General features: G+C 41.1%; 23 protein-coding genes. 3 read left to right on the top strand and 20 right to left on the bottom strand.

Annotated elements, in window-relative coordinates; translation table 11 throughout:
- The first annotated feature begins 727 nt into the window (after window positions 1–727).
- The 3 genes from BZJ17_RS13175 (at window position 728) to BZJ17_RS13165 (ending at window position 4,682) form a co-directional block, all read left to right on the top strand.
- Window positions 728–2,440, top strand: a complete 1,713-nt coding sequence (locus BZJ17_RS13175; protein ID WP_077641034.1) for a hypothetical protein — start codon at window positions 728–730, stop codon at window positions 2,438–2,440.
- A 186-nt stretch (window positions 2,441–2,626) separates the two neighbouring features.
- On the top strand, window positions 2,627–3,952 hold the full coding sequence (locus tag BZJ17_RS13170; RefSeq protein WP_241836807.1) for an ABC transporter ATP-binding protein: 1,326 nt from the start codon (window positions 2,627–2,629) through the stop codon (window positions 3,950–3,952).
- Complete coding sequence (locus tag BZJ17_RS13165) at window positions 3,936–4,682, top strand: sulfotransferase (protein WP_077641033.1); 747 nt, start codon at window positions 3,936–3,938, stop codon at window positions 4,680–4,682. The genes BZJ17_RS13170 and BZJ17_RS13165 overlap by 17 nt, the downstream gene beginning before the upstream one ends.
- A gap of 5 nt (window positions 4,683–4,687) precedes the next feature.
- On the opposite strand, the gene BZJ17_RS13160 is transcribed toward BZJ17_RS13165, so the two are convergent.
- From BZJ17_RS13160 to BZJ17_RS13065, 20 genes are all read right to left on the bottom strand, one after another.
- A complete protein-coding gene (locus BZJ17_RS13160; RefSeq protein WP_157893192.1) occupies window positions 4,688–5,359 on the bottom strand; it encodes a sulfotransferase family 2 domain-containing protein in 672 nt (223 codons plus the stop codon).
- 160 nt (window positions 5,360–5,519) lie between these two features.
- Window positions 5,520–7,616 (bottom strand): secretin N-terminal domain-containing protein, encoded by a 2,097-nt coding sequence (locus BZJ17_RS13155; RefSeq protein WP_241836806.1) that lies wholly within the window; start codon window positions 7,614–7,616, stop codon window positions 5,520–5,522.
- 25 nt (window positions 7,617–7,641) lie between these two features.
- Complete coding sequence (locus tag BZJ17_RS13150; RefSeq protein WP_077641031.1) at window positions 7,642–8,133, bottom strand: hypothetical protein; 492 nt, start codon at window positions 8,131–8,133, stop codon at window positions 7,642–7,644.
- Window positions 8,130–8,771, bottom strand: a complete 642-nt coding sequence (locus BZJ17_RS13145) for a hypothetical protein (protein WP_077641030.1) — start codon at window positions 8,769–8,771, stop codon at window positions 8,130–8,132. Before BZJ17_RS13145 ends, BZJ17_RS13150 begins: the two co-directional genes overlap by 4 nt.
- Complete coding sequence (locus BZJ17_RS13140) at window positions 8,772–9,845, bottom strand: hypothetical protein (RefSeq protein ID WP_077641029.1); 1,074 nt, start codon at window positions 9,843–9,845, stop codon at window positions 8,772–8,774.
- A gap of 2 nt (window positions 9,846–9,847) precedes the next feature.
- Window positions 9,848–10,720 carry a hypothetical protein gene (locus BZJ17_RS13135; protein ID WP_077641028.1) on the bottom strand — a complete coding sequence of 291 codons (873 nt, stop codon included), beginning with the start codon at window positions 10,718–10,720 and terminating at the stop codon, window positions 9,848–9,850.
- Entirely contained in the window at window positions 10,717–11,403 is a 687-nt protein-coding gene (locus BZJ17_RS13130; protein WP_077641027.1) for a type II secretion system protein, read from the bottom strand. Before BZJ17_RS13130 ends, BZJ17_RS13135 begins: the two co-directional genes overlap by 4 nt.
- Window positions 11,396–11,794 carry a type II secretion system protein gene (locus tag BZJ17_RS13125; protein WP_077641026.1) on the bottom strand — a complete coding sequence of 133 codons (399 nt, stop codon included), beginning with the start codon at window positions 11,792–11,794 and terminating at the stop codon, window positions 11,396–11,398. Before BZJ17_RS13125 ends, BZJ17_RS13130 begins: the two co-directional genes overlap by 8 nt.
- On the bottom strand, window positions 11,763–12,155 hold the full coding sequence (locus BZJ17_RS13120) for a type II secretion system protein (protein WP_077641025.1): 393 nt from the start codon (window positions 12,153–12,155) through the stop codon (window positions 11,763–11,765). The genes BZJ17_RS13125 and BZJ17_RS13120 overlap by 32 nt, the downstream gene beginning before the upstream one ends.
- Window positions 12,152–12,565: a type II secretion system major pseudopilin GspG gene (gene gspG, locus BZJ17_RS13115; protein ID WP_077641024.1), complete on the bottom strand. Its 414-nt coding sequence runs from the start codon at window positions 12,563–12,565 to the stop codon at window positions 12,152–12,154. The genes BZJ17_RS13120 and gspG overlap by 4 nt, the downstream gene beginning before the upstream one ends.
- A 1-nt stretch (window position 12,566) precedes the next feature.
- Window positions 12,567–13,754, bottom strand: a complete 1,188-nt coding sequence (locus tag BZJ17_RS13110) for a type II secretion system F family protein (protein ID WP_077641023.1) — start codon at window positions 13,752–13,754, stop codon at window positions 12,567–12,569.
- A complete protein-coding gene (locus BZJ17_RS13105) occupies window positions 13,751–15,427 on the bottom strand; it encodes a GspE/PulE family protein (RefSeq protein WP_077641022.1) in 1,677 nt (558 codons plus the stop codon). Before BZJ17_RS13105 ends, BZJ17_RS13110 begins: the two co-directional genes overlap by 4 nt.
- A 111-nt stretch (window positions 15,428–15,538) precedes the next feature.
- The gene (locus BZJ17_RS13100; protein ID WP_077641021.1) at window positions 15,539–16,213 is read right to left on the bottom strand and encodes an ABC transporter permease; all 675 of its coding nucleotides are present in this window, start codon (window positions 16,211–16,213) and stop codon (window positions 15,539–15,541) included.
- Entirely contained in the window at window positions 16,213–16,746 is a 534-nt protein-coding gene (gene rfbC, locus BZJ17_RS13095) for a dTDP-4-dehydrorhamnose 3,5-epimerase (protein WP_077641020.1), read from the bottom strand. The genes BZJ17_RS13100 and rfbC overlap by 1 nt, the downstream gene beginning before the upstream one ends.
- A gap of 98 nt (window positions 16,747–16,844) precedes the next feature.
- Window positions 16,845–17,732 (bottom strand): glucose-1-phosphate thymidylyltransferase RfbA, encoded by an 888-nt coding sequence (rfbA, locus tag BZJ17_RS13090; RefSeq protein WP_077641019.1) that lies wholly within the window; start codon window positions 17,730–17,732, stop codon window positions 16,845–16,847.
- A 4-nt stretch (window positions 17,733–17,736) separates the two neighbouring features.
- Window positions 17,737–18,642, bottom strand: coding sequence for a dTDP-4-dehydrorhamnose reductase (rfbD, locus tag BZJ17_RS13085; protein WP_077641018.1), 906 nt, complete (start codon window positions 18,640–18,642; stop codon window positions 17,737–17,739).
- Window positions 18,643–18,645: 3 nt separating this feature from the next.
- A complete protein-coding gene (rfbB, locus tag BZJ17_RS13080; RefSeq protein ID WP_077641017.1) occupies window positions 18,646–19,725 on the bottom strand; it encodes a dTDP-glucose 4,6-dehydratase in 1,080 nt (359 codons plus the stop codon).
- A gap of 254 nt (window positions 19,726–19,979) precedes the next feature.
- Complete coding sequence (locus BZJ17_RS13075) at window positions 19,980–20,621, bottom strand: hypothetical protein (protein ID WP_077641016.1); 642 nt, start codon at window positions 20,619–20,621, stop codon at window positions 19,980–19,982.
- Window positions 20,622–20,699: 78 nt separating this feature from the next.
- Window positions 20,700–21,569: a hypothetical protein gene (locus BZJ17_RS13070; RefSeq protein WP_077641015.1), complete on the bottom strand. Its 870-nt coding sequence runs from the start codon at window positions 21,567–21,569 to the stop codon at window positions 20,700–20,702.
- Between the two features lie 47 nt (window positions 21,570–21,616).
- Complete coding sequence (locus BZJ17_RS13065) at window positions 21,617–22,363, bottom strand: glycosyltransferase (RefSeq protein ID WP_077641014.1); 747 nt, start codon at window positions 22,361–22,363, stop codon at window positions 21,617–21,619.
- Between the last annotated feature and the right edge of the window lie 105 nt (window positions 22,364–22,468).

Genomic DNA, 22,468 nt, shown 5'->3' with positions numbered 1-22,468 from the left:
AGTCACAACCTTACTTATATACTTGACGCTTCTGCTCAATTTCGACTCAAAAACATCAAGGCGTGACGGATTAGATACAATCCAAAGCAACTGCCATCAATAATTTTGCGAGCTATTCTACACAGGCATCGCTGCGCCACAAAACGACAAGTATCGATTTCCTCTATTGACGCTCGCTTGCTAACGACGACAGAACACTAAACGGCCTCTGCTTTTTTATCGCTTAACGACAATCATTCGCATTGGTCATTCTGCAACCAAGTATAAAATGATACCAAATGTGATATTGGTCACCAATTTGGGCATAAAAAAACCTAGACTTTTACATAAAAATTCTTATACATGTCAAAATATTTAGTGATCCATATCACAAAAGGGCTATATTTAGTCAATTGAACAGTAAACAGGCAATGTATTTTTTTTATTATAAATCATAAACTTAGATAGCAAAATAAGGGAGGCTCGATACGTTTATGTGATACTGGCGCAAAAAACTCATTATTCAGCGTTGACAAGTTTGTCTACCCTACACGACAATACTCATGCGCATTTCGGCGCGCAGTGAATCCTTCGCATTATCTCAGTGTCATGAGATTCATGCATTGGGGTAGTTGGTGCTCACAGTGCACCGAAGGTTGATCAACATCAACTGGGCAAATGTGCGAATACAACCTCGCGCTTTCGTCGAGTTGATAAATCAAAAAATGGATCCAATAAAGGAAATAACATGTTGAAAAAAACGCTAGTGGCAGCGGCAGTAACTATGGGTCTGTCAGCGGGTGCATTCGCTGATGTTCACCTAGACAACCAAGTTGGTTTTGAAACCACTGTCATCGCTAAAGAAACCAAACAATCTGCATTGGATTTCTCTACCGCTGTAGAAGATCTAGAGCTTACTTTTGACAACCCTGTAGCAACCGGCAGCATCGAACGTGAACTGCGTAACAACGGTTTTGTTATCGTTGAAATCAAAGACGGCAAAGGCGCTGAGTTTAACGGTAACCAAGTGGACAGCTGGTTGACCTCTAACGCAGCAGGTACCAACTTGGTAGGTATCGAAGTTGATACTGACGGTGACAACGTATTCGCTGGTAGCAACGCAATTGCTGACCTCGAAACCGTGTTCAAGTTTACTGACCTAGGTAACGGTCAAAAACGTCTGAAGTATGAGCTTGTTAACGATACTCTGCGTCTTGAGCTTGCTGACAACGTAGAAGCGCTAGCAAACGCTAACACCAAAATCCACCTGAAACTTTCTAATGCGACCAACATCTTCAAACTGTTTGAAGACCGCAACGGTAACGCTGAGAAAGTAGTACTGACTGTTGGTGCTCAGCATAACGGTTCGTACACCGCTGACTTGCTAGATACGCCTATCGTATTTGACCAGACTAAGACTCTGTTCAACACTGCGCTAGTGACTCAAGGTCAAGCAACAGCGCTTGTAAACACTTATTTTGAAAACTACAAGCTTGGTCTTCAGCAAACTGGCGTTATCGCTGACAGCCAGAATGCAGACATCAACGGCGTTTTCAACTTCACTAACAACACCAGCAACCAAAACATTCAGAAAGAACAAGTACGTTTCACTCTGAGTGGTGACTTCTCTGGTTTCGACGTTGACGCATCTAATGAACTGCTAGATTCAACTGGCGCGAAAACTGGCTGGATTGTAAATGCCGACGGCGACAAAGCAGCTCGCTACCTAGGCAACGCAGGTATCACTCGTGGTCAAGACGTTGAAACACTAACTGCAACTCTGTTTAACTACGACGATCCAGCAATTGGCGATGCAGGCCTATACGCGCTTAAATCACCAATCTCTTCTGGTACGTACTCTGTTAAAGCTGAAATTGCACAGTTCAACCGTGACGCTGGTAACCTGTTCAAGTCTGTAAGCGAAATTGCTGAGACTGACTCTTTCTACCCAGTAGAAGACGTTGTAGAGAAAGTAATCCAAGTTGATCGTGACGGTATGAAGTTTGACACCATCACTACTGGTTCTACTTCTTCAAACAAAATCTTCATCCGTGACGTATCAAACCGTCTGGGTGAGCAAGGTGGTAAGATCCTAGTAACCATCTATGAGTACGAAGCAATGGGTGCGAACACTCGTGCCGATGCAACTGGTGAAGTTGACGTTGATAACAACAACGGCATCAAAACACTGGTACACCGCAAAGTGCTAGAGAAAGACGGCCAGCCTTTCACTCTGCCTAGCGGTGGTGCAGTAACTCTAACTCCAGCAGGTGTTGCTGAGATGGCAGATGTTACTGTTGCTCCAGCTCGTCAAGCACGCTTTGTATTTGAAGTTCAGACTAACATGGGTGAAGTAGCTGTTCGTAAGAAAGACGACGCAGGTACTGATATCCAAAACGGTACTCGTAACGTTAACCGTGACAACGGTGACAACGGTACTATCGTTGACTTTACTCTGTAATCTATCGATTATAGATATCGTAGTGAAAGGAGGGCTATCGCCCTCCTTTTTTCATTGTATTCATTATTGTGTTAGCCCCTGCTGCTGCCTCGCCAAAATACACCGATAGTGCCTATTAAAATAACCATTTCATACTTTGCGTCTACCGGTTAATTCGTCCATAATGACGCTTTTATTGCGCTATTGATGGCTATGAATCCCATTATAGAAGTATCTGGTATCAGCAAATCCTTCTTGCTCAATCCCACGCTAATCAACGTGCTAGCAACAAAATTGCTCCCACAAAAGCGTCAACCTCGCTTTGAGGCCCTTAAAAATATTTCTTTTACTGCATACCCTGGAGAAACACTTGGTATAGTCGGACATAATGGCTCAGGCAAATCAACGTTATTGCAAGTAATATGTGGTGTATTGCGGGCGTCTTCTGGGCATGTAACGGTGCAAGGACGTGTAGCCGCTTTACTAGAGCTAGGCTCAGGGTTTAATCCGGAATTTACGGGTGTAGAAAATATCTACTTTAATGCGAGGCTCCTCGGTTTATCTCACGACGAGATTAAACAGCGCTTTGATGCCATCGTTGACTTCGCTGATATTGGCCCTTTTCTTGATAGACCAGTAAAAACCTACTCCAGTGGTATGATGCTTCGTCTTGCCTTTGCGGTAGCAATTAATATTGAACCTCAAATTTTAATCATCGACGAGGCTCTTTCAGTCGGTGATGCCGCGTTTCAAAGAAAATGCCAAGCCAAGCTTAAGCAACTCAAGTCTCAAGGCGTGACTCTTCTTTTTGTGTCTCACTCTGCCAGTCAAGTGATAGAACTGTGTGATCGCGCGATCCTACTGGATCGCGGAGAACTTCTAATGGTAGACACACCAAAGCAAGTGGTACACAACTACCATAAACTGCTCCACATGACAGACGAACAAGAACGCTTAGCTTTCCGTGAAAAGATTATTAATTCAGAAGAGCTTAACACGGAAAACATAACTGAAAAAAAACAGCAAACACAAAGCGTTACGCACTGGAGTCCGGAACTTACCCCAAAGTCGACCGTCTGGTATCAGAAAAATGGCGCTGAAATCACGGAGCCTAGGATAGAAAACACACAAGGAGAGCGTGTAAATGTGCTGGTGGCTGGTGAGCGCTATCGCTACTGCTTTAACGTTCAGGCTGAAAGAGATGTATTCGAAGTCGGATTTGGCATGATGATAAAAACAATCAATGGCATAGAGATATGTGGAGCAACATCAACGAGAAGTCACCAAAAGCGGATCGATTATCTGTCAGCAAGTAGTTCAGTCGAAGTACAGTTTTCGTTTATTTGCACATTGCAAAAAGGCGACTACTTTCTGAATTGTGGATGCTCTGGCATTGTTGATGGCCAGCGGCAATTCCTTCACCGCGGTGTCGATGTCGCCATGTTCTCCGTCATTGAGGACAACAGTGATGCAACGGGTATTGTCGATATTGGTTTGACAGTTGAAAGTGTGGTCCATGAACAAGCAAGTTAATCTATTTATTGTTGGAGGACAGAAATGTGGTACGACAGCCCTAGCCCATTTTATGTCCCAGCATCCAGATATCTGTGTGGCATTAAAGAAAGAAGCACATCTATTTGATCAGCCAAACTTCGACACGTATAAACTTACAGATATCGATAAACACTATAATAACTATTTTTCTCACTACGCTGAACAACGTTATGCTTGTGATGCAACACCAATTTACGCTTACTGGCAAGATATTCCTAATAAAATACGCTTATATAACCCAGACGCTAAAATTATTTTGGTCGTGAGAGATCCTATTGAACGCGCTTTTTCACAATATATGATGGCTAAAAGCCGTGGTCAGGAACATTTAAACCCTTTTCTCGCATTTCTATTTGAGCCTATCAGGATGCGACTACATAATAATCGCGAATGGAAACAACCGGCTCGAACCCAAAGCTACTTAAGGCGAGGAAAATTTATTGATCAGATAAATAATCTATATCGCGTATTTCCAAAGGACCAAGTCCTCGTTGTTCACAACAGCGATTTAAAACATCACCATCAAAATACGCTCAATCGTATATTTAAGTTCTTAGGTATTACTCATGTTGCTATTCCTGAGAAAGAAGTGTTCAAAAATCCTAACTCGATAGCTAAAGACTTTTGGTATTGGCTTGCTAGGCGTTATGCGAAAATCGTCCTACGTCGCCACGTTAATTATGTAAAGTCCTTTAAAAAAGGGCCATAAAGGCCCTATACCCAAACTCTTTTCTCTCTCATCTTTAGAGCATGCTCGTATAAATCCATATCCTCGATGTGGAACGTTTCGATTTCATCTTTCAGCTTAGGGTCAATAGAATAATCGGTTTTGCGTCTATTTAATTGGCTTTCCTGAATATGCTGGCCAAGTAAGTTTTCACGTAGCCAATTTAAATCCTGCGAATAGTGCTCCGTAATCCCTATAAACTTAAATCTCGTAATAGGAAAAGAAAACAAAAATTGTGCGTAGACGTTTTTCATTTCTAAAGAGCACGCAAAATCATCGAGTGTCCAATTCTCCTCTACAACACGCTTCTGCAATGAGGGGGAATGTTCATTATATGTGTTCACCCAGTGATGATAATGAGATACTAACCTATTGACAGGATGTCGCATCCAGGTAATAAAATCAGTTTTATGCTCGGGTAGCAACGCATATTTAACCGGCATAAAATGTCCATGTATACACCGCACTTCCGCGTGCTTATCGTTTAATACATCCTCCATGAATAGTGCATCAGAAAATGCTTTGTGTGTCCTATCATGGATAGTCTTGTGCAATGGAAAGTCTTGGTAGTCTCGTAATACCTCTCCATTAAAAGCCTTATTTAATGCATCAAAAAAACTGGTGCCCGCTGTTTTGGGCAGGTGTACAGAGATAATCAAACTACTCTTCCTTAATAAAAAAGCATAGCGAATGCTATGCTTTTATCTTTAGTATAAATTGTGTTCTTGTTGACGAGCCCACATTGATTCTAGTCATAAAGGCTAATTACGTATATCTCCTTTTAAAACAACTAGCGGACCCGTCTATCTTACTATACTCTTAGTTGCTTTCTAGCTCTTCGATAGGGTTCCAGCCAGTAAGTTCTTTAAATTCGTTGGTGTAGAAAACCGCATCTTCTTTACTATTGATAACATAAGGTGTCAGCAACAAAACAACCTCTGAGCGATTTGAACCTTTGCTTTGGTATTTAAATAAATTACCTAACCAAGGAATATCACCCAATAACGGAATTTTATTCTCAGTCGTTTTCGTATTAGTATTAATTAGCCCACCCATGTAGACAGTCTGTCCACTATCTGCTAATAGCATAGTTTGGAGAGAACGGGTATTGATTGATGTTCCTGTCTCTGAAATATTAGGCGTACTCACTTCTTGACTAATTTCCATTTCGACAAGACCATTCTGATTAATCGAGGGAGTAATTTCTAACGTGACACCCGTATTCACAAACTGTGTCGTGTATTTTGTTTTTCCATCTTCACCTTCGATTTCCCCAGTTGTTACTTGGATTTGGTCGCCGGCATTTATTCTAGCCGTTTCTTGGTCTAACGCTAAAATTCGAGGCGTTGCGAGCACCTTAGAGCCTGACTCCTTAAGTAAGGCATTAATATCAACGTTAGTCTTACCTAACGCGAGGCTCAGGTTTAACGAACCGCCTTCCGCTAGACCCTCACCGATGACGGATAAAAGCTTATTGCTACTATTGCTTCGATTAGCATTATAGTTCCAGTCCACTCCAACACTGCTGCTTTCTTCTAACTTAACCTCTGCAACAACCGCCTGAATGAGGACTTGTCGTGGTCGTTGGTCAACATATTCCAACAGCTGAATCAGCCGTWGATAGTCGTTGTACTGACCAGTGAAAATAATAGCATTACGTTTAGGGTCAACAACCACTCGATAGCTATCAGTAACCACACTAGAATTAGTAACAGTTTTTTTCTTGGAACGATCAAGGCCTTTATTGCCTGGTAGCGTATATTCACTGTCAGAAGCCGATTTCTCCGCTTCTTTTACTAGGTCAACGCCCGCTTCTTCGCCAGCATCTTGTTGTGTTTGACGCCCAAAGATGGCAGAGATGACACCCCAAGCATCATTTGCCTTGGTATTACGCATGTAGTACACATAAACGCCTTCATTTCCCCCAACAGGTTTAGGCTTATCTATGCGCTTAACCCAATCTTCAGCGTACTGTAACCAACTTGCAGTGCTTGCTGTCATTAGCAATGTGTTGTTAGACATTTTTGTTAACACCACACCGTTCGTGCCGTTGCCTTCGTAAACGGGTACACCAGATGCTTGTAAGGCCAGTTTTAAATCGTCGACAACATCATCCAGTGATAAGTATCGTGGCTGAATGAGTTTCATATTGCTTGCAACTTTTTTGGGAACATCTAGTTGCGCAAGCATTGTATGTACTTTATCTATATCCCCCTTACGAGCAACAACCATTAAGGCATTGAGGTGTCTCTGTAAAAGGACACTTGAACCTCGTGTGTCTTTGACAAGTTGGTTTACCAGTAATGAGGCGTCATTCAATGAGAGATAATAAATTGGAATGATCTCGGCAACGTTACCGTATTTTAGTTTGGCACCAACTGAGTCAGAGAGTAATACCGGTGCCCGGTTATTGACTTTACTAACCGGTAGCACTTTTAGCACACCATCATCTTGAACCAATGATACGCCATTAACTTGCAAAACCTCTTCAACTAACCCAAGCATCCTCTCGCTACCAATCGGTTGATTAATTCTGAGAGTAATTGGTGATGAGTTACTGTTCAATGACTGATCAACGATATAATCAAGTTTTAGTACGTCACCCAATGCTAAATTAATGAAGTGATTTAATGGAACTTTATCAGCATTCAAGCTAACCGACTCTTCAGGTAGAACAATACCCGCATCTCTTGCGCTCTTAGAAAGGCTATCTTTGTAGATGAGCGGCGCGCTCGATACTTTCTCACTCTCTGAAACAGAAGAAGAGACTCCCCGATTTTCATCAACTAAAACTCTATCGCTTTGCTGGGAGACTGGCCGAGCCTCAATACTGTTTACGCTGGGATCTGATTGATTAGATGCGCATGCATTTAGCAGCAATACTGATGCAACGGCTACGGCGAGCGGCTTGGTCACTCGTTTGCTCCTTTTTATAATCGGGTTATTCATTATCTTTGCCTTTTTGCTTAGCGTTATTTGTAGGAAACAGCATGAAGGTCTTATTCTCTCCACTTGTGTCAGTCACAGTAACAGATGTCGGCGTTATAGCTTTAACCTTATAATCATTATCAATTTTCTCATCTATCGCAGCCGTGATCTTATCCGTTCCTTTTAAGAAAACAGCATAGGGTTGTGAATGCACAGAGATAACACTGACTAGTTGAATCGGTGTAGTATTGACTTCCTTCTCTTCTTTTACATCGGCGGTTTCGGTGTTAGAGCGGTTTCGGCCGTCAACAAATAGATTTCCAGGTGCATTTGAAGGGAGTCCGTAGTCCTCAAAAAAGTCGCTGCGTGTTACCAGCTTATCACTGTTATTTAGCTCTAAACGATTACTCACTGTTAGCGACCAAAAAGACACCAAAACAGCAATAATAAGTATTGAAGCTAATACTGCTGAATGTTTAACCCGTTTTTTGGTGATAATACTCATGGTGCTAGTGCTCTTTCTTGCTGTTTCAACTGTTCAATTGAGAGTGAGCGAACAGACCAAAGTGTTGCTGATAGTTCAAATTGAACGTCTCCATTCCGGCTGGCCTTTGGCTTAATATCCATACTTTCTGGGACAATGATAGTATCCGAATTTGCTAATTTATAGATATAGTCGCTAATGCTCTGGCTAGAACCAACCCACTGCCAACGACTGGGCACCTTTTCACCTGCCCACGCAATTTGACTGGGTTCACCAAACCGACGGGTCGTAAATCGTAAACCTATCGGCTGATACATAGCTTCTATTTTTTCAAGAGAAAGCGACAGCGCTCGATTAAATGAGGGCGCGTCAACTAGCATAGCTTGTGACTCTTTATACAGCGTTTCAAGCACCTGGTGATTCTTTTCAATCTCTGCACGACGATCAGCCAGATCGATTAGTCGCGCCTCTCGCGCAGCTATATTGTGAATTTGGCTTGCTTGTTCGCTACGCCATGATATGTACGGTGTAGCAACAATCATAATAAAGCCAATGACAAGAATACCAAGCAAAGACCACTGAGTAACGATACTATTTTCAAACTCTTGGCGTAGTTTGGTATGTGGGCCAAAAAATTTATTCAGATATTCAGAAAGCATCTACTCCACCTCAACTTCAATTTTAAAGCTTTGTTTATCGCTTTCTTTTTGTGGGACAACCTCACCAATTAGGCGAGCATTTTTCACATTGTCGAAGTTGCTTATAACATCAGCAAGTTTCAAAGCATCAAGGCTGAAGCCCGAGATAACAATAACACCTGAGGAATAGGTAAACTGATTTAACACAGTATCTCTAGGAAGACTGACAAGCATATTATCCATAATTTTTGCTAGTCGTTGCTGTTCCGATTTTATTTTAGCTACACTTGATATTACCTTGCGCATATCAGCATCGATCGCTCTGATCCGCTGTATATCTTTTGTCTCATCTTGTAACGAAACTAGGTTTTCATTGATCATGTCTTTCTTATATGAGATCACCGAATAATCTATAATAAAGACAAGAAATGAAACAAAAATAAACGCCAATGCCGGTTTATAAAATGTTTTTGGGTTGGCGATATCATGATAGACAGGTAACTTACCTAAATTTAGAATCGCTATCCTAGGGATAGTTCGCTCATATGACGTGATAGGTGCACTAATATTTAGCTGTGACTTATGAATGTCACCATATATTACATCTGAAAAAGAGTTTACTTGCTGACTCATCACTTCTGTGAGCATTTTTTTTACTTTAACGATTTTAGTTATTACACCTCCATCGATAAATGCGACCCACTCTGAATGATTCTCGTAGTGCAAAATAACACATTTGGGGTGTTCTGTCAGACCAAACTCGTACGCAAGTGCAGGAATAACATGAGTAACCTCAACATCGAAAGTTACTTCGCTACCGGACCATACCCACACACAAGCTACCCAAGTATTGTCTACGGCCTTTATAAAGCAATAAAACTCAAAGTCGTCCCACAATGACTCCCGCTCAAGTTCAGACTTGACACATAACTCGACTTCTTCGCGAGTCACTACTGCTGCTTGGTATGTATAAGTCTTATACAAACAACGGCTGTGTGGTACCAACCCTACAACCCTATCAAATCTTTTTCGTCTACCTGCCGTATGCTTGTCTTCAGGTGATACAACATAATGCTTTTGTAAGGCTGATAGCACTATTAATCTCCAACATCTTGGGTTTTAAACAGGAAATACCGCTCATAATCCGGAAATCGCCACATTCTTATCGGTGGCGGCATACTCGTGCCAGGCCGGATTCGATATTCAGCAGAAGCTCGTACTCCATTATATTCATACTGAACGCGTAGTCGAGTACTTGGAGTCAATTCACTTCCTAAACCTATTTCGTAAAGATAGGACTCTAGCTCACGCCACCTCTGGTTTACTTTCAGGTACTCAATACGACTAATTTCATATCCGGACAGTCCGTATACATGTTTAAGAACATAATTAGGTACAACTGCATAATTCACGTCAATAGCATGATTGAGAACCGTCAGGTCACGTAGTCCTGGTTTGGATGCTGTACCGTTATATATTTCCGGTGTGATACCATCGATCAAGAGTAGTTCATCCATGCTTCTAAACAAATCTTGCCGTCCATAACCTCCGTTGTCTTGAGATTGCCAGCGAATTATACTGCTAGCAATTTCGTCTGCTTCTTTCTCAGAAACATATAGCCTCAATATGCTGACGAGATTAACCTTCTTTATATAGCGAAGGCTGACTAAACCCTTTAAATCTTGTAGAGAAACATGCACACCATTATCTAGCTTAATAGGTTCGCCATCTGTTCTCAGAAATAGATCCCCTATCTGGTACCCCATGGGTAATCTTTCGCCTGCCAACATACCAAAAAAGAGTCGTTGTTCTGCGGAATGGATGTGGAGTAGCGCATCTACTCTTTTGCTTGCCGATACGGCAGACTGTAATTTCGTGTCCGCCTTAATAAGCATCATACTACCGATTGTTAGCAACATAGATATAATGACTAATGTAAGAGGTAATACGATCCCTTGTTGTTTATTCATTTCACCTCTACTCGTGAGCCAATATCTGCACTTCTTGTAAACTGAGTCACTTTAAATGGCCAATCATACCCTTCACCGTTATTTAGCTTAACGTTTAACTTGATCAAAACAGGCATTTGGCTGTCATCATAACTATCAAACTCATTAGCCCAGTGTCGGCCGACTCTTATACGACCACCGTTAGGACCATCAGCCATGTCGTCGATATAGAAACTCCACTTATATTCATCAACATGTTCGAAAAGGATCAGCTCTTTTGTTTGTTCAGTGTGGTAAGTACCGTAATAAGGATCAGCGTTAGGCGTTTCGTAATAAACAATTGATTTATCGCCTTCAGCAGACAGACGTTGCTTTATTTCTATCCAAGCATAGGTGCCAGGTCCGCCCAAAATCGGGCTCTCGCTCAAAAAAGACACTGACTTTTCATTACCTTTAAAGTAAGGGGAGGAATCTGAGAACCCAATCTGAAAATTAGATGCTATTGCCTGGTTAAAAGCAGAATTTAACCACTTAAATTTTTTATAGCTTTCTTGGAATCCTTGGTTTTCATTTAATGTTCGCAACCACTGGCTTCTACCTTGCTCAAAGCCAAACATAACAAGTGATATAACCATTGAAAAAATGAATAATACCACGAGCATCTCTACCAAAGTAAACCCTTGATTTAATTCCCTTTTAATCATACCAGCCCATTTGATCAAATGATAAAGTAACTTCTTTATTATTTCTTTTGTATTTTACCTGAACCGTGAAAAGTTGTACTCTTTGCCCTGTATCATCCCGAACATCGATAATACTGCTGGCCGGCACAGCTCTCCAATCATATGTTATTTTGTCACTTAGTTTTTTTGCACCTGATTGATTTGTAGCGACATTAATAACACTTATTTCATTGATAATTGACTCTTTTATTTGGGCATCAATTAATGCTTGATTTACTTTTGACGTCTGTATATTAGACTGATACATTACAGGAAATATAACTGAAAATGCACTCACAACAATTGTGATCGCAACAAGGACTTCAATTAAAGTAAAACCATTATTCTGCTTTATGAATCTTAACTTTCCCATATGGCATTTCCACTTCTAGCCGCCATCGGTTTCCTGCGTCTGACTCGAACAATATATGACCACTTGTTACAAAACCGTCCGCTCGATAGAAAATAGGTTGATACGACTCTATCGAAAGTTGTTTTTGCTCTGCTAATTTAGTTAGCCAAGAAATCGAACTTTCATCGATAAAGAAAACTTCAGAGGCATCGTTCTTTTTTTGAGCTTCTAGCTGCACCTTTCCCCACAAGGATTCAATACTATGCTGCTCTTTAAAAGATGTATATTGCCCCCATAACCTGGGGACAACTACTCCAGAGATAAGCGCTAGCAATGCCATCACAATTAATAGTTCAATTAATGTGAAGCCTTTTGAGTTCATTCCAAAATGCCTACATCTGCGTCTTCACCTTCTCCTCCTTTCTCGCCATCTCGGCCATAGGAGTAAAGAAGAAACTCATAATTCGGTTTCAATTCATAGTGATATGGTCGATTCCAAGGATCATTAGGAATCGCTTTCGATAAGTAGGGACCATTCCAGCCAACGACATTACTAGGCTTGACCATTAAAGCAGATAGCCCCTGTTCGGTAGTGGGTAGCTCGCCAGTATCAAGACGATAAGTTTTAATCGCCGAAGAAAGCAGCTCGATTTGCGCGTTAGCAACTTTCGTTTTTGACGAGCCGACTTGATTAAAAAGTCTTGGTCCAACCAGCCCAGCTAACAAGGAGATCAATACGAGAACAACAAGTAACTCGATGAGTGTAAAACCAGATTCTTTACTACGTTTCATTTTACCATCCAATTTCGTTAATCGATATGATACCCGAGATGAGTACTATCATGATTGAACCAACAATGGCCCCCATAATAACAATAATTGCAGGCTCTAGCACGGACAAGGCTTGCTTAATTCCCACTGAGAGTCGTCTTTCATACAACTTGTTAATCTCTCTAAAACATGGCGCCAGTGCCGCCCCTGCTTCTCCAGAAGATATTAACCGATTAACGATGGCTGGGAACACATCATATTCTTGCAATGTAACACCCAAAGGTTCCCCCTCTTTCACTCGGGTTGTTACTAAATCCAGTTTTCGATTTATATCAGGGTCAGAAACATTATTGTTTGTTATGACAAGCGCATCTACGAGATCAACACCGGACTCTATCAATTTCTGCATACTCGATGAGAATTGGACAATTTGCCATGCTTTTACAAGATCCCTCAAAAACGGCGTCTTTTTCATAAAGGACATTCCAATCTCTTTGAGTTTCCCTGTATCGGAAAGGTACTTTACGTACAAAATCAGAGCAATAATAATACCAACAATAAACCACATGTTAGAGTTGATAAACTTTGCGAAATTGACCAATCCCGCTAGTGCTGATTCCTCGTTAGCTTCACTTATCATTGATTCAAAGTTAGGAATAACGTAAGAAAAAAGAAAAAGTACAATCGTTATACAAATCACGATAAGGAAAGAAGGATATGTAAGTGCTGAACGAATCTCACTTACAATAGCTTCCTCTTTTTCCATTCGCTCAGCCACACTTTGAATTGATTCCGAAAGATTACCGTTTGCCTCCCCCAGCTTTAACATGGAACTGACATAGAAAGGATAGATTTTTGGCTGAGATTCTATCGCTTCAGACAAACTCATACCACTAGAAATATCCTGATGGATGCGCACAAGAGATGACTTTAGTTCTTTTTCTTCTGTTGTCTCTACAAGGGACTGAATACACAAGTCAAGAGCCATGCCACTTTCCCTTAAAGTTGCCAACTCTCTCAAACATGTCATTAAAGACTCTCGCTTAATTTTAGTTGCTGACTTACGTTGACCTCGCTCTTCAACAACCAAAATGACATTCAATTTACGATCAGCAAGTAATTTTTCAGCATGGGCTTTACTATTCGCTCTAATCCATCCATCGGATTGGCTACCATCATGGCGACGAGCTATATATTTATAGTCTTTCATCCTATAACTCTCATCACTTCTTCAAGTGTGGTATCTCCATTGGCCGCTCTCAATAGTGCATCCTGTTTCAGTGTTCGCATATTTTGCTGTTCAGCAATAGTTAATATTGACGAGGTCTCAATCGGCACATCGTACTCAGTAGACCAAGACATTAACTCAAACACTGGGAGGCGACCTTTATATCCGGTCCAATTGCATTCTTCACAACCGGTAGCAGAAAGCCACTGTTCTTTGTGAATTACATGTGACCACTTTTCTTTTATCGCCTCCCACCCAACATTCTCTGCCATTTTAGACGCAGTCTCGTCCTCTCGAGCACAATGAGGGCAAACTCTTCGTAGCAAACGTTGCGCCATCACACCTACAATTGTTGACTTAATAAGATAGTCAGGAATTCCAATATCTTTAAGACGAATAAAGCTACTAGGTGCATCATTAGTGTGTAATGTCGACAATACAAAGTGTCCGGTCAATGCTGATTGAATTGCAATTTGTGCGGTTTCTTTATCACGCATTTCACCGATTAGCATTATGTCAGGATCTTGTCGCAAAGCAGAACGTAGTACTGTTGCGAAATCGAGTCCGATATCACTATTAATTTGAATCTGTGTAAGACCCGACATTTGATATTCAACCGGATCCTCAACTGTAATTATTTTTGTTTTCTCGTCGTTCAACTCTTTTAATAAAGTATAAAGAGAAGTCGTTTTACCACTACCAGTTGGACCCGTAACAAGGAAGATTCCATTTTTATTTGTGATTATTTTATTAATTAGGGCCAACTGGTCTGGGAACATATCTAAAGTCTGTTTGACGGTCCCATTAGGAGATGATTTTTCGTTTACTAGAAGACGTAAAACTGCGTTCTCACCAAACACAGTAGGTGTTGTTGCAACACGAATATCTACTTGATTACCTGATAGTCTAGTTTTTATTCGTCCATCCTGAGGAAGACGCTTTTCTGAGATATCTAGCCCTGCCATTAACTTAACCCTTGATATAATCGCGGAGTGAAGTGATATGTCAGGCTGGTCAACCGTATGAAGTACACCATCAATCCTATATCTTATATAGAATTTCCCTTTATTGACTTCCAAATGTATATCTGAGGCTTTATCAATAATAGCCCTTTGAATACATTCATTAACTAGTTTAACCACAGGTGCAGAGCTCGTATCTCCCTCAACAATGGTGCCAGATAATTCAGCATCACTTTCTTCAAACGTTGATAATAATTGTCGATATTGGTAGTTAGAGATAAGTACAGGCTCAATCTCTAATTGAAACTTCTGCTCGAACGTTTGAATAACATATTCGTTCCAAACGTCAGTCAAAGCAACGAATAGAGTTCTTTTCTCTTCATTTAACAGAAGTGGATAAGCGCCATTTTTTTTCCACCAGTCTTCAGGAAAGTAACTAAGCGCCAGGCTGGAATCTGGTTGAGCGCCACTCAAATAATTCTCGTTAAACTCATCATATAGACAAAAGCCTAACTGTTGGCTAAGTGCAGATAAAATATCACTTTCAGAGCATATACCATTAGAAATGCATACCTCTCCGAAATAAGGTCTTTCAAGTGCATTAGCTTGGTCTTGGATCTTTATTACTTCTTTTATGTCTGATTCATTAATAACTTCTTTTTCTAAAAGAATCTGACCTATTAGCTTAGCCATTACTACCCCTACAACACATCTGCAAAACTTGTTTGTAATCGTTTGAATATAATAACAGCAAACACAAACGCTATTGCATATAATAAAAATTGTATATTTAGGTTTTCGATATTAGGTGGAATTCCATAGATTATATTCAATTGCACTGATTGGGTTTAAATAAAGTAGAGGCTTTATTTTATCTGGTGCTGAGTCTATTGAGAAAAACACTGTACTTGTGAATAATAGCACTGTACTCAATATAGGGACTATTTGAGTAATATCTCTTAAAAACACACCTAAAAAAGCAAATATATATCCAAATGTACTTACAGTGAATAAATACACAAGAAAGACATATGGAAGCCATAAATAAAAAATATAGCTTTCAGTATAGCCTTGATAGCTGGCGTATAGGATGCAAAGGCCTATACCTAGGGCAAAACCGACAAATGCAGAAAGAATAATATTTAGGGGTAGCAGCGAGATAGGAAAAACGACCTTTTTCACTAAGTTTATATTGTTAACGATCACACTGCTTGAAGCTGTCAACACTTCGGATATAAAAATATGACAAAGCAACCCAACAAATAGCATAAGTGCATAATCAGCTTGTTCATTGTTGTTCAAGTGCCATTTTGCTTTAAAAACTACTACAAAAACGGTGGAGTAGACTAAAAGCATAAATATAGGCGTAATGATACTCCATAAGAATCCAAATAATGTGCCTTTATATTTTATAGCCAACTCTCGGCGAACAAGAGAAATTAGCAAAGTGCTATTTCTTTTTATTTCAGACGCTATCATTATAACTCTCTAAAGCTCATACCTTGCTTGTCTTTTTCTGAAACAATAGCTTCCCCAGTAATTTTCCAGTTAATATTTAGCGTAGGATCATCCCACTTGATGCATGCTTCATACTGAGGCGCATAATAGTCAGTTGTTTTATATAAAAACTCTGCCACCTCTGATAGCACACTAAATCCATGGGCTAAGCCGGCAGGAATCCAAAGTTGCTTCTTATTATCTGCGCTTAGATCCACTGTAACTACTTCACCAAATGTAGGAGAGTCTCGACGAATATCTACAGCCACATCTCTAACTTCACCGAGCGTGCATCGAACCAATTTTCCTTGAGCCTGTTGAGTTTGAAAGTGTAGACCACGCACTACATTTTGAATTGACCGTGAGTGATTATCTTGCACAAAGTTGACTTTCTGTTTAATCGCTTCTTCAAATTTTTGATGATTAAAACTTTCGAAGAAAAACCCTCGCTCATCTCCAAAAACTTTTGGCTCAATAATATAAACACCTTGAATATTAGTAGGCGTAGCTTTCATATTTTCTCCTATAACGCCGCGTATTGATAAAATAATTCGTTTATTATTCACCCAAAAAGCGACGCTACTTATTGATATTGTGGATTAATGAATACTGATTACTCAGTCTCTAATAATTTGAGCAGGTATTGTCCATATCCATTCTTACTGAGTGGAATCGCACAGCTTTTAAGCTGTTCGGCATTGATAAAACCCTTCCGATAGGCAATTTCTTCCGGACATGCGACTTTTAATCCTTGGCGATGCTCGATCGTTTGAATAAAATTTGACGCTTCAATCAAACTTTCGTGAGTACCTGTGTCAAGCCAAGCGTAGCCTCGTCCCATACGCGCTACTGATAGTTCATCATGCTCTAGGTAAATCTTATTTAAATCGGTGATTTCTAGTTCGCCACGCTTTGATGGGATAAGCTGCTTCGCGCGCTCAACCGCTTTTTCGTCATAAAAATACAAACCTGTAACAGCATAGTTACTCTTAGGTTTACAAGGCTTTTCCTCTAAAGAGCGTGCAGTGCCTTTTTCATCGAATTCCACAACTCCATAACGCTCAGGATCATGTACATGATAAGCAAATACAGTTGCGCCTTCTGTTTTACTATTTGCTTGTTCGAGCGAAGATTGTAATGAGTGTCCGTAAAAAATATTGTCACCTAAGATCAAAGCACTGGGGGCCCCATCTAGGAAAGATTCTGCAATTATAAATGCCTGCGCAAGTCCATCAGGAGATTCTTGTATTGCATATTCGAGCTTAATACCCCATTGGCTACCATCACCAAGTAGTTGCTCAAATCTCGGTGTATCTTGCGGTGTGCTGATAATGAGTATTTCGTCTATACCCGCTAGCATTAATGTACTTAGCGGATAGTAAATCATGGGTTTATCGTAAATAGGAAGTAATTGCTTACTTACTGCAAGTGTGACTGGATACAAACGCGTTCCTGAGCCACCTGCGAGAATAATCCCGCGACGCTTTTTTTGTTCTTTCATATAACTACTCAGATAGTTCTTTGATCATACGTTCAACACCCAGCTGCCATGCTGGTAATGTTAAATCAAAGCTCTTTTCAAATTTTGATACATCCAATCGAGAATTGTGTGGTCGCGCAGCAGGCGTTGGATAGTTACTACTTGGCACAGGCTCAACGCTCTGAACGACAAGTTTTATCCCATTTTTCTTTGACAGATCAAAAATGGTTTTTGCAAATCCATGCCAGCTTGTAAAGCCTTTAGCAACTAGGTGATAAGTTCCAGCTAACCTTTCTTCATCTACCTGGAGTGCAACACTTTTCACCTTTTTAATTGCATGTGCGGTGCAGTCAGCGAGTAGCTCTGCACTTGTGGGAGCGCCAACTTGGTCATCGACAACGCTGAGTGTTTGCTGACTCTTTGCTAGGCGCAACATGGTTTTTATAAAGTTATTGCCACGTGCGGCATATACCCAGCTAGTGCGAAAAATGAGATAACGAGAACAATGTGCGCGTATTGCCCGTTCTGATGCTTCCTTAGTTTTTCCGTAAACATTAATTGGGGCTGTGGGTGTTTCCTCACTACGCGGTAGGTCACCAGAACCATCGTATACGTAGTCTGTTGAGTAGTGCACCAGCCATGCTTGATGTTTTTCTGCTGCTTTAGCTAACGCTAGCACGCTTTCAACGTTGATTTTATGGGCGTTCTCTTGATCGGTCTCGGCTTTATCAACCGCGGTGTAAGCCGCAGCGTTTACAATCACATCTGGCTTAATCGCCTCAATAGTGCGGACGAGACCGCTAGGCTCTAGGAAATCGCCTTCATAGTCAGGATGATCACGCCCTACACAGAATAGGTCTCCCAAATAGCTGAGGGAGCGTTGTAGCTCCCATCCTACTTGTCCATCTGTACCAAAAAGCAATACTCGCATTATTTATTGCTCCCCGTATTGCTTTTCGACCCATTGGCGGTATTCCCCCGATTGAATCGCATCAACCCACCCTTGGTTATTTAAGTACCAACGCACCGTTTTTTCGATTCCGGATTGGAAGGTTTCTTGCGGCTGCCAGCCCAACTCTCTTTCAATTTTACTTGCATCAATTGCATAGCGACGATCATGGCCAGGTCTGTCTTTAACGAAAGTAATTTGGTCTCGATAAGAGTTTGTTTGTGGCTTTAACTTATCAAGTAAGTCACAAATAGTTTCAACGACTTCCAAATTGGTCTTTTCGTTGTGTCCCCCAATATTGTATGTCTGACCAACTGTTCCAGTTTCTACCACAGTGAGTAGTGCTCGCGCATGATCTTCCACAAACAACCAGTCTCGGATCTGATCGCCACTGCCGTAGACCGGCAAAGGCTCTCCATTGACAGCGTTCAAAATAACAAGCGGAATTAACTTCTCAGGGAAGTGGTAGGGGCCATAATTGTTAGAACAGTTAGTAATAAGCGTTGGTAATCCGTAGGTTCTCGCCCATGCGGTGACTAAATGGTCACTCGACGCTTTAGATGCTGAATATGGACTGCTTGGTTTGTACGCAGTTGTTTCTGTGAACATCGGCAGCTTACCTTGTCGATAATCACTTGGGTGCGGTAAATCACCATAGACTTCATCTGTTGAAATATGATGGAATCTAAAGGCGTCTTTGCGTTGAGCAGATAAGGATTGCCAGTAAGCTCTAGCAACTTCCAACAATGTGTAGGTCCCAATAATATTTGTTTCAATAAATGCGGACGGACCGTCTATCGAGCGGTCAACATGGCTCTCGGCTGCTAAGTGCATGACTGCATCTGGCTGATGTTTATGAAAAACATCAGAGAGAGCATCACTGTCACAAATATCTACTTGTTCAAATCGATACCGAGGGGATGACGCCACATCAGCAACTGAGGCTAAGTTACCTGCATATGTTAGTTTATCAACGTTAACGACGCTGTGGTCAGTATTACTGATGATTTGTCGAATAAGTGCCGAGCCAATAAAGCCAGCTCCGCCAGTAATAAGTATCTTCACGTTTTTTCCTTGCTATTTCAGACCCTCGCCAGGCAAGAGCATATGGCACACTTCCACTGACTTTGAGAAAACGTCTTCCTATGGATATATAGGTTATACTAACAACCTTAAAGAAAACGAATGATGATAACGACTCTGTCCAACGAAATAAAGTGTGCAGCCAGAAACAATAAACTGCCCTTATCCTTGATACGGATGAAGGGCAGTTTTTTGGTTGGATTCTCACCACTTCGACTACGTTAAGATAGTCTCGGTTAGTTTGTTGCGCTGATTACTCTATGTGGTTGCACCCTAAGCTGCGTCTGCGCTTTTTTGCGCTCATACTCTGTATGAAGTAGTGCCATACCATCGTTATCCGGATCATTCAATACATCCGATGTCTGTGTAGCAACACCCCTAACGTTGATATTGTTGCCAGTCAGCGCATCTAGTGCATCATCACTATCTGCCGATATCAGAGAAATTTTGGCCTTATTGATGTTTTCATTTTGAAATAAATCGTTGAAGCCAGTAAAAGACAGTAGCGGCAGCATAGATTGAGGTTTAGAGTAAATAACCTGACGCACTTCGCGCCCAGACCCATCAATAAAGCGAAGGAAGCTACGCTGAATATCCCAAGTATCTTCTTCACCACTTACATATCCCTGAACACAAGATCCGGTTACGCTGCTACCACAAGTTAACACTTGAGTTGAGGACACTCTATTAGGTGTATTGATGTCTAATAGCGCGTTCGAGTAATCAATACCACTGCTGACATCTTGTGCCTTCTCGCTAAAGGTTAAGCCCCAGTTGTTCAGTGTGCCTTGGCCATTCAGATAGTAGTTTCGTGCACCAATATCATATGCATAGCCATACTCACCATTACTATTACTAGGTAAGACCTGCCATAACAACGGCTCACCACCTTGGTGGATGTAGAGTTTAGCGTTATTAAGAGTGCCGGTACCTGCTAGAGGCGCATACCAGAGATTCTAATCATCACGGCGATCGTCACCAATTTCATGCATTGCCAGTGGCTTATTGCTAATGTTGCCACGTTTGAACAGTTTATATGCATTAATGAGGCGATATTTGTTTTGCTGAATACTCTCATTAACGTTGTCTTTCGTATCCGAGTCTAGACGTTCGTAGCGAGCCGCTAGTAGTTGCTCACTATCAAGCTTAGCGGGTACGTTGATCGGTGAAGTGGCCCAAAAATCCTCGTTTCGCGTATTGATAGCAAACACCTGGCCACTTGAGTCCCCGCCGTCTTCTAAGGTTTGCTCTTTCTCTTGTAATTTAGGGAAGTTCTTACCCGACGTAATGCAGTTACCCTGTCCTTCATTGGGTCTGAAGCTATTGAAGCGCATGCTTGATGTTAGTAGCGACTTTTGATACGAGACGCTATCTAAAATACTTGTTCCGCCTGGCCTTACGATGCTTTCGTAAATAGTGAGATAACCATCATTCGGCACTTGACTTTTTTTGATTGATAAGTTGCCCGTACTGGACCACTCAGAGTCGACCGTAGAGAAGCTTTTCAGTACAGCACCGTCAGCCCCGTGAATCACCACACGAAGACGCGTGTCTCGTATCTCATTCGCAAGTACCCATTCGCGATAATCAATCTCAGGTTCAGCATCTGGATCGTAGTTTGGATCGGAAGGATCTTGTTCTTTATAAAAAACTGTTTCATCGTAAATAGAGCAGTTTGTCGTAGTCCTGTCTGTTTTTTGCACATAAAAGCTAGCGAAATCGATCGTGTACTTCGGAGTCGGAGCAGGGCTGCCACCATCACTACCACCGCCACAACCGGCGATGATTAGCGGTGCTAATAAGGATAAATATATGCGCTTGTCCATAACTTTCTCTATGATGAATAAGTTTAAAATTTCGTACAAAATGTGACTCACTTGCAGCTAAATAGCAAGTAAACTAGCAGTATAATGCGACCTGTAATGTGACTCCGATCCAACCTTCTCTGACACCAAAGCCTCACTTTTTGCAAAGGAGTCAGCGCACTCATGCTTGAGATCAATACAAGATCCTTGCCTAAAGCAGTCTGTGGCGAAACATCAAAAGACTTAGAAAACACCTTCGCTTGTTTTTCCACCTTCATCATACTTGATTTAAAGCATTGATATTGCTTATCTATTCTCTTAAGCGTACGCTTTTTAACACCAATGCTATTATTCGCGTGCTGTCGATACTTGATTAAAGGCTCATCTATCAGCTTGAGATTCCCAAATGCTTTAGCAACCAACGCTAACCACCAGTCGTGCATGTAGGCGTCGTCGGGGATAGGAGTAGCTTTTTCAAGAAGAGCACGATTAAAGATAGCAGCACAGCCTGATACCGTATTTTGCTGTAATAATTGAATAAAGTGCTTATCCCAAGTTTTGGGGATTTTTTTGTAGCAAAAATAAGATGATGAAAATAAATCTAAACTTTCATTCACGATCATTAAATCGCAATATACCAGCGCGGGTTTAGATGAACAAAAACTGCTGATTTTTTGATAGCTTTTCACTATTTTCTCGGGTAACCAAACATCATCTTGATCACAAAGCATAATATAAGGAGATGATGTCAGTTTAATCCCTCTGGAGAAATTCTTTAGCGGGCCTACATTTTTTTCTGAGAAAGAGTGTATCAAACATCATCTTGATCACAAAGCATAATATAAGGAGATGATGTCAGTTTAATCCCTCTGGAGAAATTCTTTAGCGGGCCTACATTTTTTTCTGAGAAAGAGTGTATC

The organism is Salinivibrio sp. IB574 (genome assembly GCF_001996205.1).
Classification (GTDB): Bacteria; Pseudomonadota; Gammaproteobacteria; order Enterobacterales; family Vibrionaceae; genus Salinivibrio; species Salinivibrio proteolyticus.
Note: the sequence above shows the minus strand (reverse complement) of the source record. Positions and strands in the feature narration are given on the sequence as shown.

Coding starts and splice junctions, on each gene's coding strand:
- BZJ17_RS13110 (WP_077641023.1), bottom strand. CDS start 13,754: ATGAAAGACTATAAATATATAGCTCGTCGCCATGATGGTAGCCAATCC.
- rfbC (WP_077641020.1), bottom strand. CDS start 16,746: ATGAAAGCTACGCCTACTAATATTCAAGGTGTTTATATTATTGAGCCA.
- BZJ17_RS13145 (WP_077641030.1), bottom strand. CDS start 8,771: ATGCTTTCTGAATATCTGAATAAATTTTTTGGCCCACATACCAAACTA.
- BZJ17_RS13165 (WP_077641033.1), top strand. CDS start 3,936: ATGAACAAGCAAGTTAATCTATTTATTGTTGGAGGACAGAAATGTGGT.
- rfbD (WP_077641018.1), bottom strand. CDS start 18,642: ATGCGAGTATTGCTTTTTGGTACAGATGGACAAGTAGGATGGGAGCTA.
- BZJ17_RS13130 (WP_077641027.1), bottom strand. CDS start 11,403: ATGATTAAAAGGGAATTAAATCAAGGGTTTACTTTGGTAGAGATGCTC.
- BZJ17_RS13170 (WP_241836807.1), top strand. CDS start 2,627: ATGGCTATGAATCCCATTATAGAAGTATCTGGTATCAGCAAATCCTTC.
- BZJ17_RS13135 (WP_077641028.1), bottom strand. CDS start 10,720: ATGAATAAACAACAAGGGATCGTATTACCTCTTACATTAGTCATTATA.
- gspG (WP_077641024.1), bottom strand. CDS start 12,565: ATGAAACGTAGTAAAGAATCTGGTTTTACACTCATCGAGTTACTTGTT.
- BZJ17_RS13125 (WP_077641026.1), bottom strand. CDS start 11,794: ATGGGAAAGTTAAGATTCATAAAGCAGAATAATGGTTTTACTTTAATT.
- rfbA (WP_077641019.1), bottom strand. CDS start 17,732: ATGAAAGAACAAAAAAAGCGTCGCGGGATTATTCTCGCAGGTGGCTCA.
- BZJ17_RS13120 (WP_077641025.1), bottom strand. CDS start 12,155: ATGAACTCAAAAGGCTTCACATTAATTGAACTATTAATTGTGATGGCA.
- BZJ17_RS13100 (WP_077641021.1), bottom strand. CDS start 16,213: ATGATAGCGTCTGAAATAAAAAGAAATAGCACTTTGCTAATTTCTCTT.
- BZJ17_RS13105 (WP_077641022.1), bottom strand. CDS start 15,427: ATGGCTAAGCTAATAGGTCAGATTCTTTTAGAAAAAGAAGTTATTAAT.
- BZJ17_RS13175 (WP_077641034.1), top strand. CDS start 728: ATGTTGAAAAAAACGCTAGTGGCAGCGGCAGTAACTATGGGTCTGTCA.
- BZJ17_RS13150 (WP_077641031.1), bottom strand. CDS start 8,133: ATGAGTATTATCACCAAAAAACGGGTTAAACATTCAGCAGTATTAGCT.
- BZJ17_RS13070 (WP_077641015.1), bottom strand. CDS start 21,569: ATGGACAAGCGCATATATTTATCCTTATTAGCACCGCTAATCATCGCC.